The organism is Cytobacillus stercorigallinarum (genome assembly GCF_014836495.1).
Classification (GTDB): domain Bacteria; phylum Bacillota; class Bacilli; order Bacillales; family Cytobacillaceae; genus Cytobacillus; species Cytobacillus stercorigallinarum.
The window spans coordinates 285,994-305,849 of sequence record NZ_JACSQT010000001.1; the positions used below are offsets into that span (position 1 = coordinate 285,994).

Genomic DNA, 19,856 nt, shown 5'->3' on the forward strand with positions numbered 1-19,856 from the left:
AGGCTGTCATGAGAAAAATAATTGTCGGTTCAAGAAGAAGTAAGCTTGCGTTAACACAAACGAATTGGGTGATTGAACAGTTACGCCGTTTGAATCCTGCAGTTGATTTTGAAGTAAAAGAAATTGTGACAAAAGGAGATAAAATCCTGGATGTTACCCTTTCAAAGGTAGGAGGAAAAGGCCTATTCGTTAAAGAAATAGAACAAGCGATGTTAGATAAGGAAATTGACATGGCTGTACATAGTATGAAGGACATGCCAGCTGTCTTACCTGAAGGATTGACCATTGGTTGTATTCCGGAAAGAGAAGACTATCGAGATGCACTTATTTCCAAAGGCCATGTGAAATTAGCTGACTTAAAACCAGGCGCAATTATCGGGACAAGTAGTTTAAGAAGAGGTTCACAACTCTTGGCTAAAAGACCAGATTTAGAAATTAAATGGATTCGCGGGAATATTGATACACGTCTTGCTAAGCTTGAAACAGAAGAATATGATGCCATTATTCTGGCTGCTGCCGGCCTATCAAGAATGGGATGGACAAAGGAAATCGTTACAGAATTTATTGATCCAGATATTTGTTTACCAGCCGTTGGTCAAGGTGCACTCTCTATCGAATGTAGAGAAGATGATCATGAACTAAGAAAACTTTTAGATGCATTCACATGTGAGGAAACGAAAAAAACAGTGCTTGCCGAGCGTGCATTTCTTCATAAAATGGAGGGCGGTTGCCAAGTGCCAATTGCCGGATTTGCACGTTTAACTGAGAATGGGGAAGTAAGTTTAACTGGCTTAGTTGGTTCTCCGGATGGCCGTACGATTTATAAAGATATGGTTGTTGGCGATGATCCTGAGACAATAGGGTATCAAGTTGCAGAAAATTTATCGGAATTAGGTGCAAAAGCATTAATTGATGCAGTTAAAGAGGAGTTAGACAAAGGATGATTCATGAGGACAGTGCCTTACATGGAATGTCTGTCCTTATTCCCCGAAGTAAAGATCAATCGGAGGCTAGTGGTGAGTTGGTCAGATCCCTTGGTGGACATCCAGTGATTATCCCATTAATTTCTTTTAGAGAAACAACAGATGCCCATTCTTTAAAAACCATCGATTTCACACAATATCAATGGGTTATTTTCACAAGTAGTGTGTCAGTTGATGTGTTTTTTACATATGTGTCACAAAAGACTAACTTACCAAAGTTGGCCGTTATAGGAAAGAAAACGGCTGAAACGTTGGCGCAATATGACATGAAAGCTGATTTCATGCCATCGGAATTTGTTGCTGAAACATTTGCCCATGAATTTATCGCCATTTTAGGGGGAGAACAAAATATTTTCTTGCCTAAGGGCAACCTCGCCCGCGATTTTATTAAGCAAAAGCTTGTGGAAGCAAAGCATAGAGTGACTGAACGAATCGTTTATGAAAATTTTTTTCCTGACGAGAGTAAACAAGTATTAACAGATCGCTTATTGAATGAGGGCATAGATATATTATTATTTACGAGCCCGTCAACAATTGACCATTTTATGGAAATTGTCGAGCGTTATGGTTTGAAGGATCAAATAAGGAAGAGTATCATCGGTTGTATCGGACCAATAGCTGCAAAAAGAGCAGAATTTTACGGTTTGAAGGTACATGCTGTACCGACAGTATATACATTTAAACATTTAATTAATGAAGTAATTAAAGTCATTTCTTAATCAAGTTGGAGGTAGTACAATGAATAGTCAATTTAATCGTCACCGCCGTTTACGTAGGACAGCAAATATGCGCAATCTAGTTAGAGAAACGCATCTACATGTGGAGGATTTTATTTATCCTATTTTTGTTGCAGAAGGCCAAGATATTAAAAAAGAAATTCCTTCTATGCCAGGTATTTATAATTTATCATTAGACCATTTAACTGAAGAGATGGATGAGGTTGTTTCTTTAGGTATCCAATCTATTTTATTATTTGGTGTTCCTCTTGAAAAAGATGATTGTGGTACACAGGCGTATCATGAACATGGAATTGTCCAAGAAGCAACAAGATTAATTAAGGAGAAGTATCCAGACATTTTGGTCGTTGCTGATACTTGTCTTTGTGAGTATACTGACCATGGCCATTGTGGATTGATTGAAAATGGGGAAATATTAAATGACGCTTCATTAGAATTACTTGTGCAAACAGCTATTAGTCAAGCGAAAGCCGGTGCAGATATTATTGCTCCTTCCAATATGATGGATGGATTTACAATAGCTATTCGTGAAGGTCTTGATGAGGCAGGCTTTGAACATATACCTGTTATGTCTTATGCGGTCAAATACGCGTCTGCTTTTTACGGGCCATTTAGAGACGCTGCTGGTAGTACACCGCAATTTGGTGATCGGAAATCATACCAAATGGACCCTGCAAATCGCTTAGAAGCAATAAGAGAAGCTGAATCAGATTTAATGGAAGGTGCAGACTTCCTCATTGTAAAGCCTGGGATGCCTTATCTTGATATTGTTCGTGATGTGAAAAACAATATTAATTTACCACTTGTTACTTATAATGTAAGTGGCGAATACTCCATGGTAAAAGCTGCTGCACAAAATGGCTGGATTGATGAAGAAAGAATCGTACTTGAGATGCTAACAGGGATGAAGAGAGCTGGTAGTGATCTAATTATTACTTATCATGCAAAAGATGCAGCCAAATGGCTGAATTCACACAAATAAGAAAAGAGGGATGTTTATGCGTTCATATGAAAAGTCACAAGCCGCATTTAAAGAAGCAGTTAAACTCATGCCTGGTGGAGTAAACTCCCCAGTCCGTGCCTTTAAGTCGGTCGATATGGATCCGATTTTTATGGAAAAAGGCCAAGGGTCAAAAATCTATGATATTGATGGGAATGAATATATCGATTATGTCCTTTCATGGGGCCCGCTCATTTTAGGACATGCTAATGAAAAAGTCGTTTCTGCAGTGAAGGAAGTTGCTGAAAATGGAACAAGTTTCGGGGCACCAACACTAATTGAAAATGAATTAGCACAGCTTGTCATCGATCGTGTTCCTTCAATTGATGTAATTCGGATGGTTTCATCAGGTACAGAAGCAACGATGAGTGCACTAAGATTAGCTAGAGGGTTCACAGGACGGAATAAAATTTTGAAGTTTGAGGGCTGTTATCACGGTCATGGGGATTCTCTCTTAATTAAAGCGGGTTCTGGTGTAGCTACACTTGGATTGCCTGATAGCCCTGGTGTGCCTGAAGGGATTGCTAAGAATACGATTACAGTTCCTTACAATGATCTTGAAGGTGTGAAATACGCTTTTGAACAATTTGGTGAAGATATCGCTGCCATCATCGTTGAACCTGTCGCTGGTAATATGGGAGTTGTCCCTCCAGTAGAAGGATTTTTGCAAGGGTTGCGTGATGTGACAAATGAATACGGCGCCCTTCTTATTTTTGATGAGGTGATGACAGGTTTCCGTGTGGATTATAACTGTGCCCAAGGTTTCTTCGGCATTACACCTGATTTAACTTGCTTAGGAAAAGTTATAGGTGGTGGACTGCCTGTGGGTGCGTACGGTGGTAAACGGGAAATTATGGAGCAAGTTGCACCAAGTGGGCCTATTTATCAAGCAGGTACTCTATCAGGTAACCCGCTTGCGATGGCTGCAGGGTATGCGACATTAAGCCAATTAACACCTGATACGTATGCGAGCTTTATTAAGAAAGCCGATAAACTCGAATTAGGCTTGAGAACAGCAGCAGAAAAATATGAGATTCCACATACAATTAACCGTGCAGGATCAATGATTGGTCTATTTTTTACAAATGAAGATGTCATTAATTATGATAAAGCGAGAACGTCTAATCTTGACTTCTTTGCTTCTTATTATCGTGAAATGGCGCTTCAAGGCGTATTCCTTCCACCATCACAATTCGAAGGTTTATTCCTATCTACAGCGTTAACGGATGAAGATATTGATCAAACAATTGTCGCAGCTGAAAAAGCATTTGCGAAATTGAAATAAGTTTTTAGCGAACAAATTCCGAAATGGAATTGTTCGCTTTTTTATTTTCGATAGACAAATGCTTTAGAGAGCGCGCAAAGAGAAGAATATCAGTAACAAAGAGGTAAAGACAGCTGCATTGATAAGGCTCAAACATTGGGAAACAATCAAAGAGAAAGTTATGTAGACGATGATCTCCGTGTGAAAAGGCGTTAGATTTTAACATTCACAGGTCCTAAATTGATCGATTCCCCTTTAACAATATCGTTAATCTAGCGAAGACTCGCTCCTTTCTAAGTAAAGTAATCATAATTCACTTTTCGCCCTCATAAAGTGTAAGAGAAAAGATGTTATTGTTTTTTGATGATATGGGAGGAGGAGTCGAATATGTCTCAAGGAAATCCGTCGAACTTGCGGTTTTCGCTAGAGGAATCCGTTTGGTTTCAAAAAGGACAGGAAGTATCACAATTACTTTCGATTTCACTTGATCCGAATATAACGATTCAGGATAGTGAGCAGTATGTAACAATTCAAGGAGCCCTAGAACTAACAGGTGAATATCATCGTGATGAATCAACCGAGGAAAGTATGAATGAACCACCATCTACATTAAGATTTATCCAATCTGTGGAAGAAAGGGAAGAGGGCGTATGTGAGTTTACTCACTATTTTCCTGTAGATATTACAATCCCAAATAATCGCATTGAAAGATTGGATGATATTGATGTCCAAGTAGAGTCATTTGATTATATGTTTCCTGAAAGAAGTTGCATGAAGCTCCATGCCAACTTGACGATATCTGGTTTGTATGGTGATCAACAGCATGTAGCATATACCGAAGATGAGAATAATGTGCTAGAGCTTGACACGGTCGAACGTTCAACGGCTCAAGTTGAAGAAGAAGATACCAGTCGTGAAGAAGAACATACAGAGATTAACTTCACCTTACCGGAGGAAAATAAAAAAGATGAGGATGTGTTTGTTGCTGAAGCGAAGCAGGAGCCAGAAGTGGTTGAAGAAGAACCGGTTTTAAATCGCTCCTTACCTATTCTTGAGCCCCATGAAGAGGAACCCATTGATATGCCAGAGGTTTCTTTTATAGCTAATCGATATGAAGAGAAAAAGCAGGAAGCAGAAGAAATCTTTGAGGTTAAGCAAGTAGAAGAAACAAAACCGGTTCAAGAGCATGAAGAGGTGAAAGATGAGCTTGAATCTTCTTCGGAAGAAGTCAAACAACAGAAGAAGAAAGTAAAGGGCAAAAAAAGCATGAGTTTAACAGAATTTTTTGCTCGTAAAGAAGATGAAGAACAATTGACGAAGGTTAAGGTATGTATTGTCCAGCCCAATGACACGATTGATCTTATTTCAGAAAGATATGATGTGACACCACAAATATTAATGAGAGCCAATCAACTTGAATTGAATCAAGAAGTGCATGAAGGCCAAGTATTATATATCCCTGTAGCTGTAACAAACTAGCAGCTGATAAGGGTAGCCTATTATGAGCAGATCTCACCGGTCTGCTCGCATTTTTATCAGTGTCACTTGTTTACTTACCAATAAAGGTAAGGGAGGAAAGTGAGTGGTCTAAGTGGCAAAGGAAAATAGATTAAAAAAATATGGTCCCATTTTAAAACACTATGCACTTGAGCCTAATTTCATCGAAAGTTTTGGTAGCGTTCAGAAGGTTTACTCTAGCAAAGGTGTTTTTTCTTTGAAAAAAATAAAAGCAAATCATGGAGCGGACTTCATTCGTTATATTCAACAATTATACCAGATGGGATACAACCGGATTGTCCCGATTTATCCGACGGTTGACGGTAGGTATGCCGTTTTACACGAACAAAAGCTGTATTACTTAATGCCTTGGCTAGCAAATGAGATTAAAGAAGATCAATTTGAACGTCATCAACAAATGTTTAGAGAACTTGCTCGCTTGCATGTCTTAAGTACGAAAGAAGTGGAAGTTTCTAAGGAAGAACGTGAGGAGCATTATGAAAATACGTTACTAGAATGGGAAAAGCAGAGTGAATTTTTAAATGGTTTTATTGAAACATGTGAATCTAGGGAATATATGTCTCCTTATGAGTTGATGTTTACACAATATTATAATGATATCGCTCAAGCGTTAACTTTCTCAACGAAGAAATTAAAGGATTGGTACGAGAAAACAAAGGAAGAGGAAAAAGTTCGTACTGCTGTTATACACGGAAAAATTTCTACCGAACATTTTTTGTATGATGAGCGTGGATATGGTTATTTTTTGAATTTTGAGGAAGCGAAGAGAAGTTCACCTATGCATGATCTTCTTCCGTTCTTATCAAGATCTTTAAAAACCTTTCCGAAGCGTGCGGACGATGCCGTCGATTGGATTTACACTTATTTTAAGCATTATCCGTTTAGAGAAGATGAAATGCTTTTATTTCAAAGTTATTTTGCTCATCCAGGACCTGTCATTCGCGCAGCAGAAAAATATCATAATGGTAAGTCGAGAAAGAATGAAAGAAAGCATGTAGAACATATACAAAGGCAATTTTGGTTATTAAAGAATACGGAATATGTAGCCATGAGGATTGATGAAATTGAGCGTCAGAAAAAACAAGCACAAGAAGCAGCTGAAAAAGCGAAGGCAGAACAAGAAGGAGCCCAAAATGGATAAAAACTGGGCTCCTATATTCATTTTAAGAAGCAATCAAACTTATTCGGTAAAAATTAATATATAGTGTGCATTTGCATCCTCATCCCGCCTTTTTTCATCATACATAACAAGTCTAAAATAAGAGCCATTTTTCTTATAAGTTGGTCCCTTTTTTTATTATCATGTATATAATAAAAAAAATTGGTCATCCTTATTGACTATAGTGACTATTTTTAGGTAGTATTATTTTATATTCAAACAAATGAAAAGCTTTGATAGGGAAGAGTACATTGGCGCTTTGCTTTAAGAGAGGAAAATCAATTGCTGAGAGATTTTCTAAGCGAATCCATTGGAAGGTCGCCCTGGAGCTTCTTTCGTGAACATAGTTCTATTATTAGCGAAAGACGGGAACGCCGTTATCCATTCGAGAGTCAATTACTAAAGATATCTGTAATTGAAAAAAAGGTGGTACCGCGGAAGCAACTCCATTCGTCCTTTTTGTGACGAGTGGAGTTTTTTATTTTGCTTTTGTTTGATTGTTAGCGATAAGCGAATGTGAGAAAGGATGAATAGGCGATGGAAGAGAATAATATCACGATGCCAACAAAATATGACCCTCAGTCTATTGAACAAGGTCGTTATGATTGGTGGTTAAAAGGAAAATATTTTGAGGCAAAAGATGATCCGGAGAAAAAACCTTATACGATTGTGATTCCGCCACCAAATGTAACGGGAAGATTGCATCTAGGTCATGCATGGGATACAACGCTGCAAGATATTTTGACGAGAATGAAGCGCATGCAAGGCTATGATGTGCTATGGCTACCTGGTATGGACCATGCAGGTATTGCTACTCAAGCAAAAGTTGAGCAAAAACTGCGCGAAGAAGGCAAAAGTCGTTATGATCTAGGTCGTGAAGCCTTTGTAGAGGAAACGTGGAAATGGACGAATGAATATAAAGGACATATTAGACAACAATGGTCTAAGCTTGGTCTCGGTTTAGATTATAACCGTGAACGCTTTACACTAGATGAAGGGTTATCAGATGCTGTACAAGAAGTTTTCGTTGCTTTATACAATAAAGGTTTGATTTATAGAGGCGAGTATATTATTAACTGGGACCCTTCTACTCAAACCGCTTTATCTGATATAGAAGTTATTCATAAAGATGTTCAAGGGGCATTCTATCATATGCGCTATCCATTAACAGATGGTAGTGGTCATATTGAAATTGCGACAACAAGACCTGAAACGATGCTTGGTGATACAGCGGTTGCAGTTCACCCTAAAGATGAGCGTTATCAACACTTGATTGGTAAAACGGTTAAACTTCCTATTACTGGCAGAGAAATTCCGATTGTTGCAGATGATTATGTTGACATGGAATTTGGTTCAGGAGCAGTAAAAATTACACCAGCTCATGACCCAAATGACTTTGAAATTGGTAATCGTCACAATCTAACAAGAATTCTAGTAATGAATGAAGACGGGTCAATGAATGAGAATGCTGGCAAATATCAAGGGTTAGATCGTTTCGAATGTCGTAAACAAATCGTTAAAGATTTGCAAGAAGAAGGTATTCTTTTTGAAATCGAAGAGCATCTTCATTCTGTTGGTCATTCAGAACGTAGTGGAGCAGTTGTAGAACCTTATTTGTCTACCCAATGGTTTGTAAAAATGCAACCACTTGCTGATGCGTCAGTTGAGTTGCAAAAGGGTGAAGATAAAGTCAACTTCGTTCCAGATCGTTTTGAAAATACGTATTTACGCTGGATGGAAAATATTCGTGACTGGTGTATTTCTCGTCAACTTTGGTGGGGCCATCGCATCCCAGCTTGGTATCATAAGGAAACAGGTGAAGTATATGTAGGAACAGAAGCACCAAGTGATAGTGAGAACTGGAAACAAGATGAAGATGTGCTTGATACATGGTTTTCATCAGCGTTATGGCCATTCTCTACCTTAGGCTGGCCGAATGAAGAAAGTGCTGATTTTAAACGTTATTATCCGACTGATGCGTTAGTAACCGGTTATGATATCATTTTCTTCTGGGTATCTAGAATGATTTTCCAAGGTATTGAATTTACTGGTGGCCGTCCATTTAAAGATGTACTTATTCACGGGTTGGTTCGTGATGCGGAAGGTCGTAAGATGAGTAAGTCACTAGGTAATGGCGTTGATCCAATGGATGTGATTGAGAAATATGGTGCAGACTCTTTACGCTATTTCTTATCAACAGGAAGCTCACCAGGTCAAGATTTACGTTTCAGCTTTGAAAAAGTAGAATCTACGTGGAATTTTGCCAATAAAATTTGGAATGCTTCTCGATTTGCTTTGATGAACATGAATGGATTAACTTATGATGAAATTGATTTAACTGGTGAAAAATCGGTTGCAGATAAATGGATTCTCACTCGCTTGAATGAAACGATTGAAACGGTAACAAGGCTATCCGATCGTTATGAGTTTGGTGAAGTAGGACGTATCCTCTATAATTTCATTTGGGATGATTTCTGTGACTGGTATATTGAAATGGCGAAACTGCCATTATACGGTGAAGATGAAGCGGCTAAACAGACAACAAGATCTGTTCTTGCTTATGTATTAGACCAAACAATGAGATTATTACATCCATTCATGCCGTTTATTACAGAGGAAATCTGGCAAAACCTTCCTCATAAAGGGGAATCGATTACAGTTGCCTCTTGGCCGACTGTGAATGAGGAACTTTCGGATAAAGCAGCAGCAGAAGAAATGAAACTGCTTGTTGAAATTATTCGTTCCGTACGTAATATTCGTGCAGAGGTAAACACACCATTGAGTAAGAAGATTGATATGCTCATTAAAACAAAAGATGAAAAAGTACAAAAAGTGTTAAGTAAAAATGTTGGTTATATTGAACGCTTCTGTAACCCTGAGCAATTAACCATAGCGATTGATGCGAAAGCACCTGATAAAGCGATGACGGCAATTGTTACTGGAGCAGAAATTATTCTACCATTAGCAGGTTTAATTAATATCGACGAAGAAATTGCTCGTCTGCAAAAAGAATGGGATAAGTTAAATAAAGAAGTAGAGCGTGTTCAGAAAAAATTAAGCAATGAAGGTTTTCTGAAGAAAGCACCTGAAAAAGTAATCGCTGAAGAAAAAGCGAAAGAACAGGATTATAGCGAAAAACGCTCAGCAGTTGAAGCACGAATGAACGAATTAAAAGGTGAATAAGGTATAATAGGAGGGGAGGCGAAATATCGTCTCCTCTTATCATGGTTATATTAATAAAGGTGGCAGATAGACATGTTTACAACATATGAAGAAGCAATTGGTTGGATTCATTCTCGTCTTCGTCTTGGGATTAAACCAGGATTACAAAGGATGGAATGGATGATGGAAAAGTTGAATCATCCAGAAAGAAGACTGAAGGTCATACATATAGGGGGAACGAACGGTAAAGGTTCAACACTTGCTTATATCCATTCGATCCTTGAAGCAGAAGGGATTATGGTAGGTACATTTACTTCTCCGTATATAGAGCAATTTAATGAACGGATTACATTAGGCGGCAAGCCGATTTCTGATAATGATATTGTACAGCTAGTGAATGATATTTATCCACTTGCAGTAGAGCTTGAAGGATCAGAACTAGGAGAGCCATCTGAATTTGAAATTATAACAACAATGGCGATTCATTATTTTGCCCATATTGAACCAGTTGATATTGCATTATTTGAAGTAGGATTAGGTGGCAGACTAGATTCAACAAATGTCCTTCATCCACTATTATCTATCATTACAAATATTGGTCTTGATCACACAGCCATATTAGGTGATACGATTGAGAAGATTGCCTCTGAAAAAGCTGGGATTATAAAGACTGGGACACCAATTATTACTGGTGTAAAGCAGGATGAGGCAGTGGCTGTTATCGAAAAGACGGCAAAAGAAAAACATGCAAAAGTTTATCAAGCAAATAAGCAATTCCAAGCAGAGCATATCGTATCGACAGAAGTGGGTGAGGCCTTTTCTTTTCATAATACATTTAGTCAAAGAGACTATTTAGAAATATCGATGCCAGGTGTTCATCAAGTAGAAAATGCCAGCTTGGCACTAATGGCGATTGATTTTCTGAATCAATATTTTTCCTTTGTGATCTCAGAAGAAAGCATTGGGAAAGGCTTGAAGAGCACGTATTGGCCCGGTCGTTTTGAGCGCGTAGCGACATCCCCACTAACAATTTTAGACGGAGCACATAATGAAGAAGGAATGACTGCGCTTTGTAACGAATTAGAAAAGCGCTACCAAGATCGTGATATTTATTTTATTTTTGCAGCATTACAGGACAAACCACTTCAAGGCATGATTCAAAAAATGGAGGATTGTGCGAAAGCGATTACTTTTGTAACGTTTGAATTTCCTCGTGCCGCAAAAGCTGAGGAACTGTCTGCAATCAGTCAAAAGCATCAGCACTCCGTTACAGCTGATTGGCAAGCAGCAATCAAAGAAACAAAAGCGACCATGCGTGCAAATGACGTTCTAGTGATTACAGGTTCCCTATACTTTATTTCCGAAGTAAAGCGTTTTCTTGCTCATCAATAATGTTTGGTTACGATGAATCTGGCTTGTAGCCGTTTATGTATAGGGCATCCAAAAGTGGAAAATGGCTTTTTGGATTGCCCTTTACCTTTCATTGTACCAGCATGAATAGAGCAATTAACGTTTGAGTATTATGTGTTATTCAAGCAGAAAGTCCTTTTCTTGAGCAATAAAATCACCATTTGGGATGTATTCACCGTTGTTCCCCCACTCATAAGATAAACGCCATCTTTAGCAATAATCCTGCCATTAAATTCTCATAGAAGGTTACACTTTCATATGGAGCGAAAACAACTCTGCTCAACCGTTTCAATCCATTGAATTTGTGAACTGATACCGGTAGCAATAATCACTGCCTTTGAAACCGGCTTATATAACGGTATTTTTCGTCAAGATATGGAGTAATTTTAAATTGTCACTTTTTATTATGGAACCATAGCCATTTGCTTCATACCATTCTGCTAATTTGGTTTGATGAAAAGGGTAAGAAGGGATGTAACAACCCGTTCACTCATCTAAAGACGTACCTTTTTGATAAGCGGATAAATCTATATTATTCGGGTGATACAATTCTCCACCATAGTTTGCTGAAGCTGAAGAAGAGAAGGGTGGAGTCCAATTAATTGTCATGTTTTGTTAAGAAAAAAAGCGCCATTTCAAAGAAAGCATAACAAACGCAAATTCGCCTTCCACTCGCATCCGTCTTAGTAGGGTTTTTTCACAGCGGATCGTGCTCTTAAAAGCGGGTACCGGTCGAATGATAGCTACTGAATTATTCGGTAGCTAACCTTATTCGTAATGAGAAAATCCATCAGCTCATCAATGTGTTACAAACATCAAGAGAAGTTTGTATGCATACAATAGAGACAAGCGTAACGAAATGATTACATAAGGTATGGCTATAAAAATGGGTTGAAAGACAAGTATATTGAATGTATTTGCGGCAATCCGCTGCCCTTTTACCAGCTGGAGAAGCCGGAGGGATGCTAGATGATGTCGTACACTGGCTAGCTGATTATTATGAAAAACAAACTCAACTAAAAAACAAGTTTTTTTCAGCATTGACCTATCCTATTGTTGTCAGTGTCATTGCTACTTTTGTGTGCTGTTTTTAATGTACAGTGGACCCAAGATTTGTTCAAATGTTCGCCAGTTTCAACGCAGAACTTCCAGCCATTACGATATTTATCGTATGCCTTACGATGAATTGGTATATGATTCTCCTATTCTTGTTCATGCTTGTGCTCGCGATTTTGCTATTTCGTGATAATAAACTAATCAAAGATTGTACAGACTGGCTATTGTTACGTACCCCTTTTATCGTAAGTAAGCTAATTATTAATAGGGTTGCCGTTTGTGAAAGAAGTGTTTCCTTTTTATTTTGTCGAATATTATCTACCATTTAGAGGGAAAATATCTATTGATTTAACAGAAAAATAGTATAATATAACTAGTGATGTATACCTGATTTTGGATAAAAAAGATAGAATAACAGATGAACATGTTGAAACAAAGAAATAACAGTGTAAAAATGAACGAGGACTCACGCTCGTAGAACGACTAGCCCGCGTTGTCATCCTCGGCATATTAGCAACCATTGCTGTGTGAGAGTATAGGAGGGTTCATTGATAATAGAAAAAGGATACCCATGTTGCTAATGCAAGGCAGATGTTTAGTTCGGCTAGTTGATGATTACATCTGAGAATGTTATTCAAGAAAAACAATATAGCTGAAGTTGGTTAGTTAAAAAAATGGAAGATCTAAAGAAGAAAACTAAAAATTCAGCAGATTCTTATGTTGAAGTTGAAAAAGAGAAAAGCAATATCACATACAAAGTTTTCTTAATAAAAGGTGAAAGATTAGTTTTTAACGGAAATAATGAAGCCGTACTTATCTTAAGAAAGTGTTAAGGAAAAAAGTTAGGAGGTCAATCCCATTTTACTACTAATCTACTTATTTATTACGGGCCTCATCCTCGGCTCCTTCTACAATGTTGTCGGTTTGAGGGTACCAGTGAAAAAATCGATTGTAAAACCGCGGTCAGCTTGTCCTAACTGCGGCCATACCTTGCAAGCCATTGAACTTATACCTGTGTTATCTTATGTAATTCAGGGTGGGAAATGTCGTCAATGTGGTGCGAGAATCTCGCCATTATATCCTATCGTTGAACTGTTAACAGGGCTGTTATTTGTGCTTGCACTTGTCACATTAGGTTGGACGCCAGAGCTTTTATTTGCTCTCACGTTGATTTCTTTATTTATGATTATTTTCGTTTCGGATATTCAATATATGTTAATACCGGATCGTATTTTGCTTAGTTTTGCAGTCATTTTTCTAATAGAACGATTGATTTGGCCACTTTCACCTTGGTGGGATAGTTTGGTTGGTTGCGCTATTGGCTTCTTTTTGCTTCTTGCCATTGCTGTTGTGAGTAATGGTGGGATGGGCGGCGGTGATATTAAGCTGTTTGCGTTATTAGGGTTTGCACTTGGAGCAAAGCTTGTCTTGTTCACCTTTTTCCTTGCAACGATTTACGGCGCTGTTTTCGGTTTACTAGCTATGCTAGTTGGCAAAGTCAAACGAGGCAACCCCATCCCCTTTGGCCCTTTTATTGCAGCAGGAGCGCTATCTGCTTACTTTTTTGCTGAAGAAATATGGCTGTATTATTTACAAATCTTCTAGTTTTGACAAAGTGGTTTAATTGCTGGCTTGATCTTTCCTAAGAAAAAGCGTTTGTGATGCGAAGTAAGCAAACTGATGTTTCTCTAAAACTAACAATAAAACGGTATCATTGAAGATGAAGCGGCAAAGGTTAATAACATTCAGCTTACGCAAATGGCAATTAATGTTGAAAGAGTTAAACCGGATGAAGCGGCAAATAGTGAAACAATCAATGATATTTCGACAGCATCAGAGGAAGGTATTGTTGAAGTAAAGTGGCCAAATAGATTAGAAAAGACCGTCATTAGCATACACTTGCAATCTTAAAGCTATGAGGGTTGGCTTTTATACACAGAGGAATTTCAGCATTTAGATCGGTATACAGCCATTGAATCAATCGAGATCGTTCAGGTGAAGGATGGCATAAGGGATTACATATGATTGTATTAGTTAAACATTTCCCTACCGCTATTGATGTAAAAGAGAATAATCCTAAAATTGTCAATGGCCAAGCTGCTGGCAAGTCTTATTCTGTCTTAGACAAAGTTTTTATCCATGATGGAATTTGACGAAATCATTCTGTAACAAGACGACAAAAGTCTTGTTATTTTTTTTTTCTCCTATGATAAAGTGATGAAAATAATAGTAAAAGGCAAGAGGGAGGGAAGTGGACAAAGATGGACAAGCATAACGGAAAGGCGAGAACAATCACGATAAAATTAAATCAAGACGGTCAACCGAAGCATAAAGGAGAAGGTGTAAAAGAGCAAGCGGCCACAAAAGAAAATGAAGTGGAGGATCAATTTGATTGGATTTTACCAAGTGGAGAAGAAGAAGTAGATTGGGAGAAAGAATTAGCAGAAAGAGAAAAAGTGAAGAAAAAGAATAACAAATCTAGTAAAAGCCTAGCTAAGAAAAAGAAAAGTAGTTTTAAACAAATGAAATATCAATTAAATCCGTCGATGTTTTTTACCATTCTGTTTGCCGTTGTTGTCGGAACGGGATTTGGGTTGGTTATGTTAAATGTTCTCGATAAAGGGGAAACGGCAGAGGGGGGCGCCGCAAGTTCACAAGTAGGTGCATCAGGAGAAGGAATAGTTGGTAGTGAGACGGCAGAATTACCTGCTTTAGATACGTTTATCGTCCAAGGAGGCGTTTTTACTACCAAGGATAGTGCAGAGGGGATCGCTGCTTCGTATAAGGAGAAAGGTATTCCTACATTTATCCACGAGAATCAAGAACAATATACCCTTATCATTGGCGTTGCAGCTACAAGTGAAGCGGCTAAGGCTATGAGTGCCCAATTAGAAGGTCAAGGTGCAGAAGTGTTTGCTAAAGAGTATATGATTGATGGTGCTAAGGTAGAAGGTTTAACTGCAGAAGAAAAGAAAATCCTAGAGCTCTCACCTCAAGTGTATCGATTATTGACAAGTGAAGCGTCCGCTGAACAAATTAATACGTATTCAAGTACGTTAAATGAGATGAATCAAGGGCTGAACCATGAAGATTTAATTGCATTAAAGGATAAAATGCTTACTGCTCTAAAAGCTCATAATGGAGAGGACGCTCAACAAGCAGTCTTAAATTTCCTACAATCATATACGGTCATCGTTCAAACTTAAAAGTTTCTTAGTATATTATTTTCTGGGGAATAATTTTATTTCTAATGAATCTGTGAGACTTTACTTTACTTCCTATATTTATTTTTTTATGAAGTTTAGCTCTCTTTAGCTCGATTTTTTTTCGGGCTATTTTTTGTTTTAAAATTAAGGATAAAAATGAGGGTTTTAAATTGTTAAAAGCTGTTTTGTTTGATACGATAAAAGGGTATCTCCCAATTTGAAATGCGATGAAAGTAAGGTGAAACACATGCAAACACAAACCCTCATACTCGCTTCCACTTCCCCTCGTAGAAAGCAACTACTTGAACAAATGAATTTATCTTTCAAAGTAAAAGGCAGTCATGTTGATGAACGGTATGATGCCAATTTAAAGCCAGATGAAATTGTACAAACATTGGCGGAACGAAAAGCGAGAGCCGTCTACAATAACGAGTGTGATACTTTTGTAATCGGCTCAGATACGGTTGTTGTCCATAAAGGTGAAGTTCTTGGCAAACCGATAGATGAAGAGGAAGCGTATCTTATGCTTAAGAATCTATCGAACGGTACACATGAAGTGTACACAGGTGTAGCAATATTAACAGCAAATAAAATCACTCGTTTTTCTGTTGTTACTAAAGTTGAATTTTGGTCATTATCTGAAGAAGAAATCTATGCCTATATCCAAACGGGTGAGCCTTTTGATAAAGCGGGAGCCTATGGTATCCAAGGAATTGGGGCAGCACTTGTTAAACAAATTCATGGAGACTATTTTGCTGTAATGGGATTACCTATATCACAAACGATTAGAGAGTTGCGCAAAATAGGCTATTCACTTCCTCACCATTTGTTTGGATAAATGAAAAAGGAGGAAAGGGATGGATACGGAAAGCTTAATGATTAAAGACTTCCCACAAGATGAAAGGCCGAGGGAAAGGTTAATGCAAAGTGGGCCAGAGAGCTTATCCAATCATGAACTAATCGCTATTTTATTGCGGACAGGGACAAAAGATGAATCCGTTTTGCAGCTGTCCAATCGCTTACTAACAAAGTTTGATGGATTGCGTTTATTAAAAGATGCTTCCCTTAGCGAAATTACCGAAGTGAAAGGTATTGGCCAGGCAAAAGCCATTCAAATCATGGCAGCTGTAGAAATTGGCAGAAGAATGACTAATTTAACCTTCGATGAAAGATACAGCATTCGTTCACCAGAGGATGCTGCAAATTACGTAATGAACGAAATGCGTTTTCTATCTCAGGAACACTTCGTCTGTCTTTATTTAAACACTAAGAACCAAGTTTTAAGCAAGCAAACCATATTTATTGGGAGCTTAAATGCCTCTATTGTTCACCCACGAGAAGTGTATAAAGAAGCTTTCAGACAGTCTGCCGCCTCGATTATTTGTCTGCATAATCACCCCTCTGGCGATCCGACTCCAAGTAGAGAAGATATTGATGTGACGAAAAGACTAACTGAATGTGGTAAAATAATTGGGATAGATATTCTCGATCATATTATCATTGGTGAAAAGAAATTTGTCAGTTTAAAGGAAAAAGGTTATATCTAGCACTATGTTTTTATTTGACGATACGATATAATATTGTTTATGATTTTTTAGGGGAAGTATAGTATTTTACCTATCATCTTTTTAAGAATGAGGGACTGTCAGATGCCCTATAAAATATACCTTATTTTAAAAATTGTATAGTATCAGAAAGGGAGATACAGGAATGTTTGGATTTGGTACAAAAGACCTTGGGATAGATTTAGGAACAGCAAATACACTAGTGTATGTAAAAGGTAAAGGAATCGTTGTTAGAGAGCCATCGGTCGTGGCACTTCAAACTGATACAAAACATATTGTTGCCGTTGGGAATGACGCTAAAAATATGATTGGTCGTACACCGGGAAATATCGTGGCATTAAGACCAATGAAAGATGGCGTAATCGCTGATTATGATACAACAGCAACAATGATGAAATATTATATGAAACAAGCGAATAAAAATAAGGGCATTTTTTCAGGTAAACCGAATGTTATGGTCTGTGTACCATCCGGCATTACTGCAGTAGAAGAAAGAGCTGTCGTCGATGCGACTAGACAAGCTGGTGCAAAGGATGCATTTACCATTGAAGAACCATTTGCAGCAGCAATTGGTGCGAATTTACCTGTATGGGAGCCGACAGGAAGTATGGTTGTGGATATTGGTGGCGGTACAACTGAAGTGGCTATTATTTCTTTAGGAGGAATTGTTACTAGCCAATCGATCCGCATCGCTGGGGATGAAATGGATGATGCAGTCATTAATTATATTCGTAAAAATTATAATTTAATGATTGGTGATCGAACTGCAGAAATGATTAAATTAGAAATTGGTTCTGCTAGCGAAGCGGAAGGTGTAGACAATCTTGAAATCCGTGGACGTGATCTTTTAACTGGGTTACCAAAAACAATTGAGATTACAGGTGATGAAATTTCAAAAGCATTAAAAGATACGGTATACTCTATTGTTGATGCAGTTAAAGTAACATTAGAAAAAACACCACCGGAGTTAGCAGCAGATATTATGGACCGTGGAATTGTTTTAACAGGTGGAGGAGCGTTGTTACGCAATTTGGATAAAGTCATTAGTGAAGAAACCAAAATGCCTGTCCTTATTGCTGAAAACCCACTGGATTGTGTGGCAATTGGAACTGGAAAAGCGTTAGATCATATTCATTTATTTAAAAATAAATCTAAAGACTCTCGTTAAGAATAGTGACCTACAGGAAAATTCGGCATTAGTGGCTGCCATTAATGCCCTGTTTTTCAAGTTTATTAATGCATAAAATATAACAATCGAGGTGTTTAGCATGCCACAGTTCTTTCTGAATAAACGCCTGATTATTTTGCTTGTAAGTATCATTATTCTCGTATCGTTGATAGGCTTTTCTTTAAGAGAAAGAGATAGTGTTACATGGCCAGAACAGTTTTTAAAAGATATGACGGGATGGGCGCAAAATATTGTTGCCGGTCCAACACAGTACATTGCTGGTTTCTTTGAAAATGTTCAAGACTTGCAAAATACATATGAAGAAAATAAAGAACTGAAATCTAGATTAGATAAACTAGCATTTTTAGAAGCAGAGGTGCAATTGTTAGAAAAGGATAATGCTGAGCTTCGTGAAATACTAGAAAAAGAAGATAGTTTAACCGACTATGAACCTATACAGGCTACAGTAATTGGTAGAAACCCTTTAAGGTGGGAAGAAAAGCTTACCCTTAATAAAGGAACAAGAGACGGTATCGAGGCAAATATGGCGGTTATTACAGCCAATGGACTGATTGGTAAGGTGAAAAGTGCACAAACCTTCACGTCCACGATTCAGCTGGTAAGTTCTAAAGATCCAACGAACCGTATTTCAGCTGTTGTGCAAAATGGTGAGAAAAAAGAAGAAACGTTTGGTTTAATTGAAGGGTACGATGAAAAAACAAAACGTTTGCTTATGACGAAGATCCCTTATGATGCAAAAGTGGAAAAAGAGCAAATGGTAGTAACATCTGGTTATGGTGGAGTATTCCCTAAAGGCCTGCCAATTGGAAAAGTTGTTGAGGTTACACCTGCGGAATATGGCCTTACACAAACTGCTTATATTGAGCCGAATGCAGACCTATATGACATTCAACATGTGATGGTAACAAAACTTAACAGCATTAATCCAGAGATTCAAAAAGAGCTTGAAGAATTAAATGAGGAGGAAGAAAGTTGAGAAAATATCTTCTCCCTCTCTTATTTATCTTCTTATTCGTCATAGAAAGTACATTTGCGCTTATGGTTGCTCCAACAGAGATGTTTGCAAATGAGAGATGGTTTATCCCTCATTTTTTACTTGGAGCAATTATGCTTTTAGTCATTTTTGGCTCGAAAAAGCTAGGTTTACTTTATGCTTTTATATTTGGTTTGCTGTTTGATATTGTTTATACTGAAATTATCGGTATTAACTTATTTTTATTCCCAGTTGTTACGTATATTGTGTATCAATTAATGAAGATCTTACAGAATAATCTTATTGTGACGACAATCATTACACTTTTTGGTGTGGCATTAATGGAGCTAGGATCTTATGGGGTCAACTTTATTATTAGTATTACAACAATGGGATTCTCGGATTTCATTTTTTCGAGATTCATTCCAACACTTATATTGAATCTTATTTTTATCATTATAGTCATTTTCCCATTGAAGAAATATTTTGAAAGATATGTGGAACGACTATCATTATAATGTTAGATGTGTTCTAGCAACAAGGAAGAAAAAAGCAGAAATAAAGTTGAATGACTGTTTGCAGGCAACTTTAGAAACCGGTTATCCGGTTTCTTTTGCCATATAATTATTCTTTT

General features: G+C 37.7%; 20 protein-coding genes, 1 pseudogene and 1 other annotated feature. Of the genes and pseudogenes, 20 read left to right on the top strand and 1 reads right to left on the bottom strand.

What is annotated here, in order from left to right; translation table 11 throughout:
- Nucleotides 1–8: 8 nt before the first annotated feature.
- The 8 genes from hemC (at nt 9) to H9655_RS01410 (ending at nt 11,215) form a co-directional block, all read left to right on the top strand.
- On the top strand, nt 9–944 hold the full coding sequence (gene hemC / locus H9655_RS01375) for a hydroxymethylbilane synthase (protein WP_191810170.1): 936 nt from the start codon (nt 9–11) through the stop codon (nt 942–944).
- Complete coding sequence (locus tag H9655_RS01380; protein ID WP_191810172.1) at nt 941–1,702, top strand: uroporphyrinogen-III synthase; 762 nt, start codon at nt 941–943, stop codon at nt 1,700–1,702. The genes hemC and H9655_RS01380 overlap by 4 nt, the downstream gene beginning before the upstream one ends.
- 19 nt (nt 1,703–1,721) lie before the next feature.
- Nucleotides 1,722–2,702, top strand: coding sequence for a porphobilinogen synthase (gene hemB, locus H9655_RS01385; protein WP_191810174.1), 981 nt, complete (start codon nt 1,722–1,724; stop codon nt 2,700–2,702).
- 16 nt (nt 2,703–2,718) lie between these two features.
- Nucleotides 2,719–4,005, top strand: coding sequence for a glutamate-1-semialdehyde 2,1-aminomutase (gene hemL / locus H9655_RS01390; protein WP_191810176.1), 1,287 nt, complete (start codon nt 2,719–2,721; stop codon nt 4,003–4,005).
- 366 nt (nt 4,006–4,371) lie between these two features.
- The gene (spoVID, locus tag H9655_RS01395) at nt 4,372–5,463 is read left to right on the top strand and encodes a stage VI sporulation protein D (protein WP_191810178.1); all 1,092 of its coding nucleotides are present in this window, start codon (nt 4,372–4,374) and stop codon (nt 5,461–5,463) included.
- A gap of 112 nt (nt 5,464–5,575) precedes the next feature.
- Entirely contained in the window at nt 5,576–6,643 is a 1,068-nt protein-coding gene (gene ysxE / locus H9655_RS01400; RefSeq protein WP_191810181.1) for a spore coat protein YsxE, read from the top strand.
- 242 nt (nt 6,644–6,885) lie between these two features.
- Nucleotides 6,886–7,122: a binding site (T-box leader), on the top strand.
- A 76-nt stretch (nt 7,123–7,198) separates the two neighbouring features.
- Nucleotides 7,199–9,844 (top strand): valine--tRNA ligase, encoded by a 2,646-nt coding sequence (locus tag H9655_RS01405; RefSeq protein WP_191810184.1) that lies wholly within the window; start codon nt 7,199–7,201, stop codon nt 9,842–9,844.
- Nucleotides 9,845–9,916: 72 nt separating this feature from the next.
- A complete protein-coding gene (locus H9655_RS01410) occupies nt 9,917–11,215 on the top strand; it encodes a bifunctional folylpolyglutamate synthase/dihydrofolate synthase (RefSeq protein ID WP_191810186.1) in 1,299 nt (432 codons plus the stop codon).
- A 504-nt stretch (nt 11,216–11,719) separates the two neighbouring features.
- Here the strand turns inward: H9655_RS01410 and H9655_RS22615 are convergent.
- Complete coding sequence (locus H9655_RS22615; protein WP_263600730.1) at nt 11,720–11,842, bottom strand: hypothetical protein; 123 nt, start codon at nt 11,840–11,842, stop codon at nt 11,720–11,722.
- A gap of 302 nt (nt 11,843–12,144) precedes the next feature.
- Between H9655_RS22615 and H9655_RS01415 the strand changes: the two genes are divergently transcribed.
- The 12 genes and pseudogenes from H9655_RS01415 to mreD all read left to right on the top strand — a co-directional run bounded on the left by H9655_RS01415 (nt 12,145) and on the right by mreD (nt 19,740).
- Nucleotides 12,145–12,327: a type II secretion system F family protein gene (locus tag H9655_RS01415; protein ID WP_191810188.1), complete on the top strand. Its 183-nt coding sequence runs from the start codon at nt 12,145–12,147 to the stop codon at nt 12,325–12,327.
- A 27-nt stretch (nt 12,328–12,354) separates the two neighbouring features.
- A complete protein-coding gene (locus tag H9655_RS22300) occupies nt 12,355–12,618 on the top strand; it encodes a hypothetical protein (RefSeq protein ID WP_225230365.1) in 264 nt (87 codons plus the stop codon).
- 121 nt (nt 12,619–12,739) lie between these two features.
- Nucleotides 12,740–12,895 (top strand): annotated as a pseudogene (locus H9655_RS22870) (type II secretion system protein); the annotation flags it as partial.
- 252 nt (nt 12,896–13,147) lie between these two features.
- Nucleotides 13,148–13,894 (top strand): prepilin peptidase, encoded by a 747-nt coding sequence (locus tag H9655_RS01420; RefSeq protein WP_191811322.1) that lies wholly within the window; start codon nt 13,148–13,150, stop codon nt 13,892–13,894.
- A 153-nt stretch (nt 13,895–14,047) separates the two neighbouring features.
- Complete coding sequence (locus H9655_RS01425) at nt 14,048–14,200, top strand: hypothetical protein (protein WP_191810190.1); 153 nt, start codon at nt 14,048–14,050, stop codon at nt 14,198–14,200.
- A gap of 110 nt (nt 14,201–14,310) precedes the next feature.
- On the top strand, nt 14,311–14,442 hold the full coding sequence (locus H9655_RS22620; RefSeq protein ID WP_263600731.1) for a hypothetical protein: 132 nt from the start codon (nt 14,311–14,313) through the stop codon (nt 14,440–14,442).
- Between the two features lie 108 nt (nt 14,443–14,550).
- Nucleotides 14,551–15,495: an SPOR domain-containing protein gene (locus H9655_RS01430; protein ID WP_191810193.1), complete on the top strand. Its 945-nt coding sequence runs from the start codon at nt 14,551–14,553 to the stop codon at nt 15,493–15,495.
- 247 nt (nt 15,496–15,742) lie between these two features.
- Nucleotides 15,743–16,333 carry a Maf family protein gene (locus tag H9655_RS01435; protein ID WP_191810195.1) on the top strand — a complete coding sequence of 197 codons (591 nt, stop codon included), beginning with the start codon at nt 15,743–15,745 and terminating at the stop codon, nt 16,331–16,333.
- A gap of 19 nt (nt 16,334–16,352) precedes the next feature.
- A complete protein-coding gene (gene radC, locus H9655_RS01440; RefSeq protein ID WP_191810196.1) occupies nt 16,353–17,042 on the top strand; it encodes a RadC family protein in 690 nt (229 codons plus the stop codon).
- A 163-nt stretch (nt 17,043–17,205) separates the two neighbouring features.
- Nucleotides 17,206–18,228, top strand: a complete 1,023-nt coding sequence (locus tag H9655_RS01445; RefSeq protein ID WP_191810198.1) for a rod shape-determining protein — start codon at nt 17,206–17,208, stop codon at nt 18,226–18,228.
- Nucleotides 18,229–18,328: 100 nt separating this feature from the next.
- On the top strand, nt 18,329–19,225 hold the full coding sequence (gene mreC, locus H9655_RS01450) for a rod shape-determining protein MreC (RefSeq protein WP_191810200.1): 897 nt from the start codon (nt 18,329–18,331) through the stop codon (nt 19,223–19,225).
- On the top strand, nt 19,222–19,740 hold the full coding sequence (mreD, locus tag H9655_RS01455) for a rod shape-determining protein MreD (RefSeq protein WP_191810202.1): 519 nt from the start codon (nt 19,222–19,224) through the stop codon (nt 19,738–19,740). Before mreC ends, mreD begins: the two co-directional genes overlap by 4 nt.
- The last annotated feature ends 116 nt before the right edge of the window (nt 19,741–19,856 follow it).